Source organism: Luteimonas sp. 22616, from assembly GCF_052044325.1.
GTDB lineage: Bacteria > Pseudomonadota > Gammaproteobacteria > Xanthomonadales > Xanthomonadaceae > Luteimonas.
This window is the reverse complement of the sequence record NZ_JBQEMW010000001.1, coordinates 1,057,650-1,072,083: the sequence shown is the minus strand read 5'-3', so window position 1 is coordinate 1,072,083 and position 14,434 is coordinate 1,057,650. Positions and strand designations below refer to the sequence as shown.

The following is a 14,434-nucleotide window of genomic DNA, read 5'->3' as shown; positions in this document are numbered from 1 at the left end:
GCATCGTCGCAACCCCTTGGCCCGCAAGACCACCCGAACCGAATCCACACCCGACCTGCTCCACGTCGACCGCGACGAACTGCGCCCGCTGGCCGAGCGCATGCGCCCGCGCACGCTCGACGAAATGGTGGGCCAGCGCCGCCTGCTGGCGCCTGGCTCCGCACTGCGGCGTTCGGTCGAATCCGGCCGCGTGCATTCGATGGTGCTCTGGGGCCCGCCCGGCTGCGGCAAGACCACGCTGGCGCTGCTGCTGGCGAAGTATGCCGACGCCGAGTTCAAGGCGATCTCCGCCGTGCTGTCCGGGCTCCCGGAAGTCCGCCAGGTGCTGGCCGAAGCCGCGCACCGGTTTGCCGAGGGCCGGCGCACGGTGCTGTTCGTCGACGAGGTGCACCGCTTCAACAAGACCCAGCAGGACGCCTTCCTGCCGCACATCGAGCGCGGCACGATCGTCTTCGTCGGCGCCACCACCGAGAACCCGTCGTTCGAACTGAACTCCGCACTGCTTTCGCGCTGCCGCGTGCACGTGATGGAGGCGGTGTCGCCGGACGACATTCGCGCCGCGCTGCACAGTGCGCTGGACGACAGCGAACGAGGCCTCGGCGAACGCGGCGCGTCCATCGGCGACGACCAGTTGCGGCTGATCGCCACCGCCGCCGACGGCGACGTGCGCCGCGGCCTGACCTTGCTCGAGATCGCCGCCGAACTCGCCGGCGAGACCGTTGCTGGGCAGAGCGAGGAAGGGCAGGGCGGCACCATCACCGACGCCATCCTCGAACAGGTCCTGGCCGATCGTACCCGCCGCTTCGACAAGGGCGGCGAGCAGTTCTACGACCAAATCTCGGCGCTGCACAAGTCGGTGCGCAGCTCCAATCCTGATGCGGCGCTGTACTGGTTCGCGCGCATGCTCGACGGCGGCTGCGATCCGGGTTATCTGGCTCGGCGCCTGACCCGGATGGCAGTCGAGGACATCGGCCTTGCGGACCCACGCGCGCTGGCGATGGCCATCGAGGCCTGGGACACCTACGACCGGCTCGGCAGCCCCGAGGGCGACCTGGCGCTGGCGCAACTGGTGATCTACCTGGCCAGCACCGCCAAGTCGAACGCAGGCTACGTCGCGTTCGGTGCGGCGAAGCGTGACGTGCGCGAACACGGCACCCAGGAAGTCCCGATGCACCTGCGCAACGCGCCTACCAAGCTGATGAAGCAGCTCGGCTATTCGCAGGGCTACCAGTACGACCACGACGCCGACGGCGGGGTGGCGCTCGGCCAGACCGGCTTCCCGGACGCGATGGGCGAGCGCGTGTACTACGAGCCGGTCGAGCGCGGGCTGGAGATCAAGCTCAAGGAGAAACTCGATCGCCTGCGCGCAGCCCGGGATCGCGCCAGGGGCGAAGGCGGCGCATGATCGCCATTCAGGAGATGGCATCCTCCCCGAACCACCGCGACGCCTGCGGCTGATGATGCCTACCGGATCCCTTGCGGGACGGTAGGCCGTATCTTCGTCCTCCTGCCCGCGCCAACCGCAGGAGACATCCATGTTCCCATCCTTGCTCGCCATCGGAAGCGGCGCCGCGATCGGCGCCTGGCTGCGCTGGGGCCTCGGGCTCTGGCTCAATCCGCATCACGCAACGCTGCCGCTGGGTACGCTGGCGGCGAACCTCATCGGCGGCTACGGCATCGGCCTGGCGCTGGGCTGGTTCGCGCACGCGCCGGGGTTGTCGCCGGAATGGCGCCTGTTCGTGATCACCGGGCTGCTCGGCGGCCTGACCACGTTCTCCACGTTTTCCGCAGAAACCGTGCAGATGCTGCTGCGCCAGCAGTACGCCTGGGCGGGGGCGACCGTGGCCCTGCACGTGCTCGGCTCGTTTTCGATGACGGTGCTGGGGCTGTCCACGCTGCGGGCGCTGCGCGCTGCTGCCGCCTGAAAGACCGGGAGGACACGATGGACGGCATCTACCTGAAGTTCTACCTGCAGGAAAACCTGCGCCACGAGGGCCGCCTGGTGCACGAATGGCTGGTCGAACTGGCCCGCGAGCTCCAGTTGCCCGGCTGCTCGGTATTCCGCTCGATCGGCGGCTACGGCCACCACCACCAGGTCCACCGGCAGGCCTTCGTCGAGCTGCAGGGCACTCTCCCGGTGGAAGTGGTGTTCGCACTGGAGGAAAGCGACGCCGGGCGCCTGCTGGCGCGCGTCGCGGCCGAAGGCCTGGCGTTGTTCTACGTGCGGATGCCGGCCAGTTTCGGGTTCACCACCGGCTGACCGGGCATGCCGCGGGCGCGATGGCGCGGCGAGGCCCCGTCGCCACAAGGCTAGAATGGGCCATGGCCGACCCGACGCCCATCGACCTCGCCACCCTGCGCCGGAGCTGCGGGCACTGCTCGTTGCGGCAACTCTGCCTGCCTGCCGGCATCGGCGTGAACGACATGGCGCGCCTGGACGAAGTGGTGCGCCGCAGGCGCCCGCTGAAACGCGACGAACGCCTGTTCCACCACGGCGACGTGCTGTCGTCGATCTACGTCGCGCGCAATGGCGCATTCAAGACCGTCAGCCTCAGCGAAGCGGGCGACGAGCGCGTGATCGGCTTCCACCTGCCCGGCGAGCTGATGGGGCTCGATGCGCTGGCCGACGGCGAACACCGCTGCGAGGCGGTCGCGCTGGACCCGGCGGAGGTGTGCGAAGTCCCGGTCGACGATCTGGCCGCGGTGGCCGCACAGTTGCCCGGGCTGCAGCGGCAACTGATGCGCGTGATCGGCCAGAGCATCGCGCTGGACCGCGACCACGCCGAGATGCTCGCGCGGCGCCACGCCAACGAGCGCATCGCGCTGTTCCTGCACGGGCTGGGCGAACGCCTCGCCCACATCGGCCAGTCGTCGCTGCAGTTCCGGCTGGCGATGAGCCGCGAGGACATCGCCAGCTACCTCGGGCTTGCGATCGAGACCGTCAGCCGCGGCTTCACCCGGCTGCAGGACGACGGCGTGATCGCGGTGTCCGGGCGCCAGGTCGATGTCCTGGATCCGGCCGAACTGGTCCGCCTCGCGCACGGCGGCGAGCCGCCGGAAGAACAGCGGCGCCACGCCTGAGGCGCCGGGCCTGACCCGACCGTCAGCGCGGCGCCGGCGTGCAGCCCAGCGCCGCGAGCGCGTCGTGCAGTGCCGGCACGTGCATCAGCCACGGTGCGGCAATCGTCAGCAGGCCGGCGGTGAGGATCAGCAGCGCGGCAGCAATCCGCCAGCGGCCGTGCTGCAGCCACAGTTTCAGGCGCGCCCCCGACCAGGTCAGCGGCAGCATTACCGGCAACGTACCGAGGCCGAACGCCGCCATCGTCAGCGCACCGTTGCGCGCATCGGCCTGCAGCCAGGCCGCCACCAGCAAGGTGGTGCTGAGCCCGCACGGCAACCAGCCCCAGAGCACGCCCAGGGCGATCCGTTTCGCGTGGCTGTTGGCCGGCAGCAGGCGTCGCTGCAGCGGGCGCAGCCAGCGCCACATCGCGCCGTTGCCGCGCAGGAACGCCAGTCGCCCGCGGCTGTCGAGCAGGCGCACGGCCGCCAGCACCAGCACCAGGCCGACCGCCGCGCGCAGTCCGGTCGACAGCCACGGCATCCGCGCCACGGCCACGATGCCGCCGCCGATGCCGCCGGCCACCGCACCGGCGATGACGTAGCCAAGCACCCGGCCCAGGTTCGGTTCGATCACGTAGCGCAGGTCGCCGCGGGCGCCCATTGCCGGGAACGAGGTCGCGATGCCGCCGCACATCGCCGCGCAGTGCAGGCCGCCGGTCAGGCCGCTGAGTAGCGCCGCGAGCAGGGTCAGCCAGTCAATCGGCATCGTTTGACCGGAGCGCGTCAGCCGGGGGATCTTTCTGTTCCGGCGCAGGGGCGGAAAGCGGCGGATCGTCGCGCAGGATGTCGAGCGGCGCGGTGTCCAGGTCGTCGTACTGACCTCCACGCACCGACCACACGAACGCCCAGACCGCCACGCCGAGCAGCAGCAGGCTGATGGGGATCAGGAACAGCAGGATGGCCATCGTCAGTCCGCCTGCGAAGGAGCGGCCGCAATCATCGCAGTTGCGGGACGCGGCTGCGGCTTCTGCCGCGATTCCCGCCGCGGTGCCAGTCGCAGCGCATTGAGCGTCACCGTCAGCGACGAGGCCGCCATGCCCAGTGCGGCCAGCCAAGGGGTCACCAGGCCAGCGGCCGCCAGCGGCAGCGCCAGCACGTTGTAGCCCAGCGCCCACGCCAGGTTCTGGCGGATGATCCTGCGCGTGCGCCGCGCCAGCGCCACGGATTCGGGGACGCGCATCAGCGAAGGATGGGTGGCCACCAGGTCGGCGGCGCGCTGCGCCAGGGCCGCTCCATCCGCGACGGCCAGCGACACGTCCGCGCCGGCCAGCACCGGCGCATCGTTGAGTCCGTCGCCGACCATCGCCACGCGCCGGCCTTCGGCCTGCAGCGCACGGACGAAGGCCAGCTTCTGCTCGGGCGTCTGTCGCGCGTGGACGTCATCGATCGCCAGCGCCTGGCCGAAACGCGCCACCGCGTCGACCGAATCGCCGCTCGACAGGTGCACGCGGAGCCCCAGCGCACGCAGCGCCGCGATCGCTTCGGCGGCTTCGGCCCGCGCCGCCTCATGCACGCCGAAACGCGCGACGCCGTGGTGCCCGTCGCCGAGCCACAGGTCGCCGTCATCGTCGCCGCCGCAGGCGAACCCGGACTGCCCGAGGCGCCACGCAACGCCATCGACGACGCCTTCGATGCCAGCACCGGGCACCGCACGCACGTTGCTTGCTTCCGGTGCGCCTTCGACATCGGCGAACACGTGCGCCAGCGGGTGGCCGCTGTCGCGTTCGAGCGCGGCGGCGATGCGCAAGGCCTGCTGCACATCGAAGCCGCCAGTGGTTTCCACGGAGGCGCGGCGCGGACGCCCGTCGCTGAGGGTGCCGGTCTTGTCGAACACCACGTCGGTGACGTCGGCCAGGGTTTCCAGCGCGTCGGGCCGCAGCGCCAGCACGCCGATCCGCGCCAGTGCGCCGTGGGCCACCGCCAGCGCGGCGGGGATCGACATCGACAGCGCGCACGGGCAGCTGATCACCAGCAGCGCCAGCGTCACCTCGAGCGCGCGCGACGGGTCGTGGATGCGCCAGCCCAGCCAGACCAGCAGCGCGGCCAGCAGCAGCGCGAGCACGAACCAGCCCGCGATGCGGTCGGCCAGGCGCGCCAGCGGCGGCCGGTGTTCCTGCGCGTGCTCGACCAGCCGGGCCAGCTGCGACAGCCGGGTGTCGGCGCCCACGCCGCGCACGTGCACGCGCGCCGGATGCTCCCGGCAGACGGTGCCGGCATACACGTCGGCGCCGGCGCGCTTGCGGACCGGCGTGGATTCGCCAGTGAGCAGCGCTTCTTCGAAGCAGGCCTCGTCATCGAGCAGGCGACCGTCGGCAGGCAAGGCGTCGCCGGCCGCGACGCGGACGATGTCGCCGACGCGCAGCGCCGCCACCGGCACCGCCTCGCGCCCGCCGTCGGCGAGCTCGCGAATCGCGATCACCGGGCGCGCCCGCGCCAGCGCATCGACCTGCGCGCTGGCGATGTTGCGCGCACGCTGTTCCAGCATCCGCGCTGCGAGCAGGAAGAACACGAACATCACCGCAGCGTCGTACCAGACGTGCGCGCCGCCGCGGATCGTCTCGACCAGACTGGCGCCGTAGGCGAGCAGGGTGGCGCTGGCGACCAGCGTATCCATGCCCAGCCGGCGGCCGCGCAGCTCGCGCAACATACCGGCGATGAACGGCCAGCCCGCCCAGAACACCACCGGCGACGACACCAGCAGCGTCACCCAGCGGAAGAAGTCGCGGGTGGCGATCGGCATCGTGTTGTTGAAGTCCAAGTACAGGGCTTCTGCAAACATCATCGCCTGCATCGCGCCGAGCCCGGCCAGGCCCAGGCGTAGCAACCAGCGGTTGCGCTCGGCGCGGCGCGCCTGCTCGCCGGCCTCGCCGCCGCTCAGGTACGGCCGATAGCCAAGCGCGGCGATGCGCTGCAGGAGCGCCGACAGCACCACCTTCGCCGGGTCCCATGCGATGCGGATGCGGCCGGTGACCGCGTTGGCGCTGATGTCCAGCACCCCGGGTTCGCGGCGCAGGGCGCGGTCGATCAGCCACGCGCAGGCAGCGCAGCGCATGCCGTCGGTGAGCACGGTGATCTCGCGGCCGCCTTCGACCGCATGCACGTGCTCGTGCAGCAGGTCGTCGCGGTCCCAGGCCGAAAAGTCCACCGGTTCGACGCCGACCTGTCCTGCCGGCGCGCTGCGCAATGCGTAGTAATCGCCGAGGTCGGCGTCCCGGATCCACTGCGCCGCGCCCGCGCAGCCGTCGCAGCAGAACGAACGCGGCTCGGCGTCGATGGTCGCGGTGGCGGGATGGTCGGGAAGCGGTTCGCCGCAGTGGAAGCAGGCGTGGTCGGGCTGCGCGTTCACTTCGCTTCCAGCGCGGGCCCCATGTGCGCGGCGTGCTGCCCGCGCGGCAGGCGTCCGCGCAGGCGCCAGCTTCCGGCTTCGTCGCCGAGCTGCAGGTTCCAGTCGTGGCCGGCATCGAGCGCGTGCGCGGCATGCCAGCCCAGCTTGTCGGGTTCCAGCACGATCACCTGGTCGGCATCCTCGCTGTAGGGGTGCAGCAGCTGCAGGCGCAGCGGCTCGTCGCGGCGGAAGCCATCGCCAACGGGAAACACCCGCAACACGCCTTCCTCCGACTGCAGCACCGCGCCCAGCTTGAGCTGTGCGGCGCGCTCGTCGGGGCCAAGGTCCGTGGTCTGGATCTGCCCGGTGCGCTGCACTTCATCGGCGACCGAGTCGATGCTGCCGCCGCGCGACGACAGCACCACCAGCCAGATGCTGGCGATCACCGCCGCCAGGGGCAGGGCGATCACCACCCAGACCATCGGTTCGCGCAGGGGATGGCGGTGCTGGTCGTTCATCACAGTGGCCCGAAGAAGGTGCTGTCGACGGTCTCGCTCACCGCGCCGTCCTCGCTGCGCACGATGAAGACCACGTCCTGGCGGCCCTTGACCGATGCGGGTGCGGTCAGCACCACCGGCAGCGACAGCACTTCCTCGGCCTCCGCGCGGATCGGCTGGTCCAGCTCGCGCAGGGCGATGCCCGGCGTCTTCGATGCGACCTCGACGCGAAACGCGCGCGCCGCGCCCACCTTGTTGACCAGCTTGAGCGTGTAGCCGTTCTCGATGCTGCCGTCGGCGGCGCTGCGGTACAGCGCATTGCGGTCGCGCAGCACGTCGACGATCAGGCTGCTGCGCGTGGTCACGCCCCAGGCCCAGGCGGCGACCAGCGCCACCAGCAGTACGGTGTAGACCACGATGCGCGGGCGCGCCACGCGCGTCTGCCCGCCGTCGATGGCGTTCTGCGTGGTGTAGCGGATCAGGCCACGCGCATAGCCCATCTTGTCCATGACGTCGTTGCAGGCGTCGATGCAGGCGCCGCAGGCGATGCACTCGTACTGCAGGCCGTTGCGGATGTCGATGCCGGTGGGGCAGACCTGCACGCAGATGGTGCAGTCGATGCAGTCGCCCAGTTCCTCGGACGCGAACTTCGGCAGCGGCCTGGCCTCCGCATCCACGTTGGCGAGCATGATCGTGCCGGCCGCCTGCAGGCGGTTGTCGGCGGCGCTGGGGTGGCGGGTGGCACGGAAGACGTAGTCGTAAGCGGTCGCCACGTCGAGCAGGCCGCGGGCGCGGGTGAACACGTCCTTGAGCGTGCGCTTGCGCGGGCCGCGCGGCTCGCCGCGCATCGGGTCGTAGGCGATGATCAGGGTGTCGCGGTCGAACATCGCGCCCTGGAAGCGCGCGTACGGGCACATGTACTTGCAGACCTGCTCGCGCAGGAAGCCCGCGTTGCCCCATGTGGCCAGGGCGTAGAACAGCACCCAGAAGATTTCCCAGCCGTTCCAGTCGAAGGGCCACAGCCGCGCCCCCAGGTCCACGATCGGGGTGAAGAACCCGACGAAGGTGAAGCCGGTCCACAGCGCGAACACCAGCCACAGCGCGTGCTTGCTTCCCTTGCGCAGGAGCTTCTCGCGCGTCCAAGGGCCGGCGTCGAGCTTCATCCGTTTCGCGCGGTCACCCTCGGTCCAGCGCTCCATCCACAGGAACACTTCGGTCCACACCGTCTGCGGGCAGGCGTATCCGCACCAGACGCGGCCGAGCAGGGCGGTGACGAAGAACAGCACCAGCGCCAGGATGATCAGCAGCATCGCCAGGAAGGTGAAATCCTGCGGCCAGAAGGTCAGCCCGAAGACATGGAACTTGCGCGCGGGCAGGTCGAACAGCACCGCTTGGTGGCCATCCCACTTCAGCCACGGGAACACGTAGTACATGCCCAACAGCCAGAACACCGCGGCCACGCGCAGGCGGTTGAGCGTGCCCGCGACATCGCGCGGATAGACCTTGCGCTCGCTGGCATAGACGGAGCCGCCCTCGTCGAGCAGGTCCAGGTCGATCTTCTTGCTCACTGCAGCAGGCTCACTTGTGCGGGATGGGCCGGTTGAAGCGGCTCGCCGGGCGCAGCAGGATCCAGGTGAACAGGCTCGACGACGCGGTCGCGATCCAGAACATGAAAAAGCCGATGCTGTAGCCAAGGCCACGGGTCATCGGCATGTCCGGGAAGGTCATGTCGCGCAGCGCCAGCGGATCGACGAAGGCGAAGAACGCCATCGTCGCCACGCCCGCGGCAAAGAAACTTGGCCATACGATCGCGCCGACCCGCTGCGCCATCGGGCGCGGCGGGTGGTCGAATTTCGGCTCGGTGAAATCGGTCACTGGCTGCCTGTCTCCTGCGTTGCCGGCGCGGTGCCGGTGGCGTCGGCATCGGGATGCGACAGCGACCACACATAGGCCGCGGCCAGCCGCGAGCGGGTTTCGCCCAGCATGTCACGCCAGGCCGGCATCACGCCGTGTCGGCCCTTGGCGATCGATTCGCTCAGCTGCGCGGTGCTGTCGCCATACATCCAGTAGTCGTCGGTCAGGTCCGGCGCGCCCAGCGCCTGGTTGCCCTTGCCCTCGACGCCGTGGCAGGCGACGCAGACGCCTTCGTACAGGCGCTGGCCCTGCACCGCGAGGTAGTCCTTGCTGCGCGCGGGATCCGACAGCGAGCGCACGTAGGCGACCACCGAGATCACCGCGCTGTCGCCGCCCATGCCGGTGAGCACGGTGCCCCATTCGGGCATCACGCCTTCGCGGCCGTCGAGCACCGTGGTCAGGATGTCGTCGGGGCTGCCGCCCCAGTGCCAGATGTCGTCGCGCAGGTTGGGGAAGCCGATCGCACCCTGCGCCGACGAGCCGTGGCAGGTCGCGCAGTTGTTGTTGAAGATCGCCTGGCCCAGCTTGATCGCGGCCGGGTCCTTCGCGATGGCATCGATCGGCTGGCCCTTGTACGGCGCGAAGGTTTCCTCGAGCCGGGCATCATCGGCCGCCTTGGCCAATGCGTGTTCCCCGGCCGAACTCCACTTGCCGTAGCCCTCGTAGCCGCCGAGGCCGCCGTACCAGAAGATGTAGACCACCGAGAACGCGAGCAGCAGGTAGAAGCCGTTGATCCACCAGCGCGGCATCGGCTTGTTGTACTCGGTGATGTCGCCGTCCCAGTAGTGGCTGGTTTCCTCCGGCTTCGGGTCGCCGGGGCGGCGCTTGGCCGTCCACCACAGCAGCCACACGCAGCCCAGCAGGTTCAGCGCCACCAGTGCGATGACGTACCACGACCAACCTGTGCTCACGGGCGCTCCTCCGGCACGTCTTCATCGATCGCCAGCCTGGCGGCGGCGTCGAAGTCGGCCTTGCGGCGCGGGCTCCACGCCCACGCCCAGCCAAGCAGGAACAGCAGGAGCAGGATCGAGGTCACGATTCCGGACAACATGGCTCACTCCCCCCGCGGCGCGTGCTTGCCGAGCGCCTGCAGGTAGGCGACCACGGCGTCGAGTTCGGTCTTGTCGGCGACGTCCGCGGCGGCCGCGGCGATCTGCTCGTCGGTGTAGGGATCACCGAGGCGCTGCAGTGCGCGCATGTGCGCGGTGATCTGCGCGCCGTCGAGGGTGTTCTTCGCCAGCCACGGGAACGAGGGCATGTTGGATTCGGGCACCACGTCGCGCGGATTGATCAGGTGCACGCGATGCCAGTCGTCCGAATAGCGGCCGCCGACGCGCGCCAGGTCCGGCCCGGTGCGCTTGGAGCCCCACTGGAACGGCCGGTCGTAGACCGATTCGCCGGCCAGCGAGTAGTGGCCGTAGCGCTCGGTTTCGAAGCGCAGCGTGCGGATCATCTGCGAGTGGCAGTTGTAGCAGCCCTCGCGCACGTACACGTCGCGCCCAGCCAACTGCAGGGCGGGGTAGGGCTCCACGCCCGGCAGCGGCTTGATCGCCTCGGCCTGGTACATCAGCGGGACGATCTCGGCCAGCCCGCCCAGCGACAGCGCGACCGTGATCAGCACCGCCATCAGGCCGATGTTCTTCTCGACTTTCTCGTGTCCAATATTGCTCATCGGGTCGTCCTCAAGCCCGCGCTTCGGCTGCGCCGGGCGGCAGCACCGGATTGGGCGCCGGATTCCTGGCCAGCTGCACGGTCCTGTACATGTTCCAGGCCATCAGGCACATGCCGGCCAGCACCAGCAGGCCGCCGAACAGGCGCCCCAGGTAGTACGGGTAGGTGGCGTTGAGCGATTCGACGAAGCTGTAGGTCAGCGTGCCGTCGGCGTTGGTGGCGCGCCACATCAGACCCTGGGTCACGCCGGCGATCCACATCGAGGCGATGTAGAACACCACGCCCAGGGTGTGCATCCAGAAGTGCACGTCGATCCACTTGACCGAATACATCTCCTTCAGCCCCTGCAGCCGCGGCAGCAGCGCGTAGACCGAGCCGATCGAGATCATCGCCACCCAACCGAGGGTGCCGGCGTGGACGTGGCCCACGGTCCAGTCGGTGTAGTGGCTGAGCGAATTGACCGTCTTGATCGAGAGCATCGGGCCCTCGAACGTCGCGATCATGTAGAAGCTGATCGCCACGATCAGGAACTTCAGGATCGGGTCGGTGCGCAGCTTGTACCAGACGCCCGAGAGCGTGAGGATGCCGTTCATCGCGCCGCCCCAGCTCGGCGCCAGCAGGATCAGCGAGAACACCATACCCACCGACTGCGCCCAGTCCGGCAGCGCGGTGTAGTGCAGGTGGTGTGGGCCGGCCCACATGTAGACCGAGATCAGCGCCCAGAAGTGCACGATCGACAGCCGGTACGAGTAGATCGGCCGCCCGGCCTGCTTGGGCACGAAGTAATACATCATCGCGAGATACCCGGTGGTCAGCAGGAACGCCACCGCGTTGTGCCCGTACCACCACTGCGCCATCGCATCGACCGCGCCGCTGTAGACCGGATAGGACTTGGTCAGGCTGGCCGGCAGCGCGAGGTTGTTGACGATGTGCAACATGCCCACGGCGATGATGTAGGCGCCGTAGAACCAGTTGGCCACGTAGATGTGCTTCACGCGGCGTTTGGCGATGGTGCCGAAGAACAGCACGCCGTAGGCCACCCAGACCACCGCGATGGCGATGTCGATCGGCCATTCCAGCTCGGCATATTCCTTGCCCTGGGTCATGCCCAGCGGCAGGGTGATCGCGGCGGCCACGATCACCGCCTGCCAGCCCCAGAACACGAAGCTGGCGAGCCTGTCCGAGATCAGCCGCACGTGGCAGGTGCGCTGGACCACGTACAGGCTGGTGGCGAACAGCACCGAGCCGCCGAAGGCGAAGATCACCGCGTTGGTGTGCAGCGGCCGCAGGCGGCCGTAGCTCAGCCACGGAATGTCGAAATTCAGAGCCGGCCAGTACAGCTGCGCCGAGATCAGCACGCCCACCGCCATGCCGACGATGCCCCACAGGATCGTGGCGACGACGAACTGGCGCACGACCTTGTCGTTGTAGGTCCCGGCGGGTTCGGCGCGCACAGTCGCGGCCGACGCGCCTGCCGGCGCGGGCTGTATGGCTTCAATGCTCATGGAAACACCTTGATTTCGCTGCCCCGATATTGTCCCGAAGGTGGACGTGGGCAAACTTGATCTGGATCAATCGCCCGTCCGCGTCCCGGATTCCTGGCGCATCGTACCGGTTCAGCCCCCCACGCCATGCGGCTGGATGACGCCGCCGGCGATGCCCGCGGCGACCAGCACGATCAGCAGCACGGAGAAGCCGATCCGCTTGGTCAGCGAATTGACCGTGCGCTTGCTCGCCCCCTTGTCGACCAGCATGTAGTACAGGCCGGCGCCGAGGTGGTAGAGGATCACGCCGAGGAAACCGACGATGAGCAGGGTTTTCATGGGCAAGGTGCCCCGGAAGGAAGGCGCCTCGCCGATGCCCGCTCGCGCAGCACCAGGCGCCGCGCCACGATCGCCGCAGTCAGCACCAGCAGGAACATGCCGTAGCCGACCGAGGTGGCCAGCACCTGTTTCCAGATCGCGGTGGCGCCCGGATCGGCGTGGAGCATGCCCCAGTGGGTGCCAGCCGCGGCTGCGGCGACGGCCAGCACCAGGCTGGCCAGGTCGAAAAACCGCCTGCGCCAACCGCGCGGTTGGCGCGGAAACAGCCAGAACAGGGCCGCCAGGATCGAGAACCAGGGGATGAACAGGATCAGGGCCAGGTTGAGTTCGATCTGGGGCGGCATGGCGGCGGGCAGGGACGGGGAGGGCACCGCGGCATGCTAGTCGAACCGAATCAGTTTCAATAGAATCAGTTTTTCGGTAAAAAACCGTATCAGATGGAGTGAGCGACCCGCCCCGGGAGCCCGCCATGAAACGCTACGAGGCCCTGGCCGACGACATCGCACGCTCGATCCACGCCGGCCTGCTGAAGCCCGGCGAACGCCTGCCGTCGGTCCGCACGGCCAGCGCCGCGCGCAAGCTCAGTCCCTCGACCGTGTTCCAGGCCTACTACCTGCTCGAGGCGCGTGGACTGGTCGAATCGCGGCCCCGCTCGGGCTACTACGTGGCGCAGGCGGCCGCGCGCCTGCCGCCGGAGCCGGAGGCCGCGTCCCGCCCGGACGGCGAATCGCGCGACGTCGACGTCAGCGCGCTGGTCTTCGAAGTGCTCGAATCGGCAATGACGCACGACGTGGTGCCGCTGGGATCGGCCTTCCCCAGTCCGCTGCTGTTCCCGCTCGAACGGGTCGGGCGCGCCGTGGCGTCGGCCGCCGTGCACCTGGATCCGTGGAGCACGGTGGACGACCTGACGCCCGGCAACACCGAACTGCGCCGCCAGATCGCACTGCGCTACCTGATCGACGGCATGGACGTGCCGGCCGACGAGATCGTGATCACCAACGGCGCACTGGAGGCGCTGAACCTGTGCCTGTCGGCAGTGACCCGGCCCGGCGACGCGGTGCTGGTGGAGTCGCCGTGCTTCTACGCCACGCTGCAGTCGCTGGAACGCAACGGCCTGCGCGCGATCGAGGTGCCGACCCATCCGCGCACCGGCGTCGACCTCGATGCGATGAAAGCCGCGATCGCACGCCACGCCCCGCGCGCCTGCTGGCTGATGCCGACATTCCAGAACCCGCTCGGCTCCACCATGCCCGACGAGCGCAAGCGGGACCTGGTCGCGCTGCTGGCGCGCCACGAGATCCCGCTGATCGAGGACGACGTTTACGCCGAACTGCACCACGGCGCCGGCCGCGTGCTGCCGGCCAAGGCCTTCGACCGCGACGGGCAGGTGATGCATTGCTCGTCGTTCTCCAAGTCGCTGGCGCCCGGCTACCGCATCGGCTGGGTCGCGGCCGGGCGCCGTGCGCAGGCGGTGGCGCGGCGCAAGCTCACCACCACCCTCAACACCAACGTACCGGCACAGATCGGGCTGGCCCGCTATCTAGAACGTGGCAGCTTCGATCGCCACCTGCGTCGCCTGCGCCGCACGCTGGCGGCGCAGCAGGAGCAGTACATCGCCCTGGTCGCGCGCAGTTTCCCACGCGGGACGCGGGTCACGCGCCCGGCCGGCGGCTACTTCCTGTGGATCGAACTGCCGCCGGGCGGCGACGCGCTGTTGCTGCAGCGGCAGGCGGGCAGCCTCGGGATCAGCATCGCGCCCGGGCCGATGTTCTCGGCCAGCCGCGGCTTCGGCCATTGCCTGCGGCTGAACTGCGGGCATCCGCTCGAACCGCGCATCGATTCGGCGCTGGCGACACTGGGACGCATTGTCGCTCAGCAGCTGCGGTGATGGCGGCGTCCGCGTGGTCTCGTTGCCGGCGCCGTGCATGCGGTTCTTCGCCAACGCCAATTTCCGGGTGCGGTCGAGAGGTCGCGGCTTTCGCCGCTCCTACGGGTTTCGTGGCGCGCGCGGGCGTCCTGGCCATGGACGCGATGACCCGTTATTAACCCCGCCGCCGTTAGCATGCAGCGTGCACCAGCCTTGG

Annotated in this window: 17 protein-coding genes and 1 riboswitch; of the genes, 5 read left to right on the top strand and 12 right to left on the bottom strand. The window is 69.4% G+C overall.

The genetic code is table 11. From position 1 onward, the window contains the following. Positions 1 to 100: 100 nt before the first annotated feature. From ACTJIL_RS05030 to ACTJIL_RS05015, 4 genes are all read left to right on the top strand, one after another. A complete protein-coding gene (locus ACTJIL_RS05030; RefSeq protein WP_440755848.1) occupies positions 101 to 1,405 on the top strand; it encodes a replication-associated recombination protein A in 1,305 nt (434 codons plus the stop codon). Between the two features lies 1 nt (position 1,406). Next, positions 1,407 to 1,474: riboswitch (Fluoride riboswitch) on the top strand. 61 nt (positions 1,475 to 1,535) lie between these two features. After that, positions 1,536 to 1,925 (top strand): fluoride efflux transporter CrcB, encoded by a 390-nt coding sequence (gene crcB / locus ACTJIL_RS05025; protein WP_440754469.1) that lies wholly within the window; start codon positions 1,536 to 1,538, stop codon positions 1,923 to 1,925. A 17-nt stretch (positions 1,926 to 1,942) separates the two neighbouring features. Then, positions 1,943 to 2,260, top strand: coding sequence for a DUF190 domain-containing protein (locus ACTJIL_RS05020; RefSeq protein ID WP_440754468.1), 318 nt, complete (start codon positions 1,943 to 1,945; stop codon positions 2,258 to 2,260). 62 nt (positions 2,261 to 2,322) lie between these two features. Next, on the top strand, positions 2,323 to 3,081 hold the full coding sequence (locus ACTJIL_RS05015; protein ID WP_440754467.1) for a helix-turn-helix domain-containing protein: 759 nt from the start codon (positions 2,323 to 2,325) through the stop codon (positions 3,079 to 3,081). Between the two features lie 22 nt (positions 3,082 to 3,103). Here ACTJIL_RS05015 and ACTJIL_RS05010 read toward each other — a convergent pair whose 3' ends face one another. The 12 genes from ACTJIL_RS05010 to ACTJIL_RS04955 all read right to left on the bottom strand — a co-directional run bounded on the left by ACTJIL_RS05010 (position 3,104) and on the right by ACTJIL_RS04955 (position 12,721). Continuing rightward, complete coding sequence (locus ACTJIL_RS05010) at positions 3,104 to 3,826, bottom strand: sulfite exporter TauE/SafE family protein (RefSeq protein WP_440754466.1); 723 nt, start codon at positions 3,824 to 3,826, stop codon at positions 3,104 to 3,106. Then, positions 3,816 to 4,025, bottom strand: a complete 210-nt coding sequence (gene ccoS, locus ACTJIL_RS05005; RefSeq protein WP_440754465.1) for a cbb3-type cytochrome oxidase assembly protein CcoS — start codon at positions 4,023 to 4,025, stop codon at positions 3,816 to 3,818. The genes ACTJIL_RS05010 and ccoS overlap by 11 nt, the downstream gene beginning before the upstream one ends. A 2-nt stretch (positions 4,026 to 4,027) precedes the next feature. Beyond that, positions 4,028 to 6,466 (bottom strand): heavy metal translocating P-type ATPase, encoded by a 2,439-nt coding sequence (locus ACTJIL_RS05000; RefSeq protein WP_440754464.1) that lies wholly within the window; start codon positions 6,464 to 6,466, stop codon positions 4,028 to 4,030. Continuing rightward, positions 6,463 to 6,963 carry a FixH family protein gene (locus ACTJIL_RS04995; RefSeq protein WP_440754463.1) on the bottom strand — a complete coding sequence of 167 codons (501 nt, stop codon included), beginning with the start codon at positions 6,961 to 6,963 and terminating at the stop codon, positions 6,463 to 6,465. The genes ACTJIL_RS05000 and ACTJIL_RS04995 overlap by 4 nt, the downstream gene beginning before the upstream one ends. Continuing rightward, positions 6,963 to 8,510, bottom strand: coding sequence for a 4Fe-4S dicluster domain-containing protein (locus ACTJIL_RS04990; protein WP_440754462.1), 1,548 nt, complete (start codon positions 8,508 to 8,510; stop codon positions 6,963 to 6,965). Before ACTJIL_RS04990 ends, ACTJIL_RS04995 begins: the two co-directional genes overlap by 1 nt. 10 nt (positions 8,511 to 8,520) lie before the next feature. Next, the gene (locus ACTJIL_RS04985) at positions 8,521 to 8,772 is read right to left on the bottom strand and encodes a hypothetical protein (RefSeq protein WP_440755847.1); all 252 of its coding nucleotides are present in this window, start codon (positions 8,770 to 8,772) and stop codon (positions 8,521 to 8,523) included. Between the two features lie 41 nt (positions 8,773 to 8,813). Then, positions 8,814 to 9,767, bottom strand: a complete 954-nt coding sequence (gene ccoP, locus ACTJIL_RS04980) for a cytochrome-c oxidase, cbb3-type subunit III (RefSeq protein WP_440754461.1) — start codon at positions 9,765 to 9,767, stop codon at positions 8,814 to 8,816. Then, positions 9,764 to 9,907: a cbb3-type cytochrome oxidase subunit 3 gene (locus tag ACTJIL_RS04975; RefSeq protein ID WP_440754460.1), complete on the bottom strand. Its 144-nt coding sequence runs from the start codon at positions 9,905 to 9,907 to the stop codon at positions 9,764 to 9,766. Before ACTJIL_RS04975 ends, ccoP begins: the two co-directional genes overlap by 4 nt. A gap of 3 nt (positions 9,908 to 9,910) precedes the next feature. Further along, complete coding sequence (gene ccoO / locus ACTJIL_RS04970) at positions 9,911 to 10,528, bottom strand: cytochrome-c oxidase, cbb3-type subunit II (RefSeq protein ID WP_440754459.1); 618 nt, start codon at positions 10,526 to 10,528, stop codon at positions 9,911 to 9,913. Positions 10,529 to 10,538: 10 nt separating this feature from the next. Continuing rightward, positions 10,539 to 12,032, bottom strand: a complete 1,494-nt coding sequence (gene ccoN, locus ACTJIL_RS04965; RefSeq protein ID WP_440754458.1) for a cytochrome-c oxidase, cbb3-type subunit I — start codon at positions 12,030 to 12,032, stop codon at positions 10,539 to 10,541. 111 nt (positions 12,033 to 12,143) lie between these two features. Beyond that, entirely contained in the window at positions 12,144 to 12,350 is a 207-nt protein-coding gene (locus ACTJIL_RS04960; protein ID WP_440754457.1) for a twin transmembrane helix small protein, read from the bottom strand. Beyond that, positions 12,347 to 12,721 carry a hypothetical protein gene (locus ACTJIL_RS04955; RefSeq protein ID WP_440754456.1) on the bottom strand — a complete coding sequence of 125 codons (375 nt, stop codon included), beginning with the start codon at positions 12,719 to 12,721 and terminating at the stop codon, positions 12,347 to 12,349. Before ACTJIL_RS04955 ends, ACTJIL_RS04960 begins: the two co-directional genes overlap by 4 nt. Positions 12,722 to 12,819: 98 nt before the next feature. Here ACTJIL_RS04955 and ACTJIL_RS04950 point away from each other — a divergent pair, with 98 nt between their 5' ends. After that, positions 12,820 to 14,238, top strand: a complete 1,419-nt coding sequence (locus tag ACTJIL_RS04950) for a PLP-dependent aminotransferase family protein (RefSeq protein WP_440754455.1) — start codon at positions 12,820 to 12,822, stop codon at positions 14,236 to 14,238. Positions 14,239 to 14,434 lie beyond the last annotated feature (196 nt).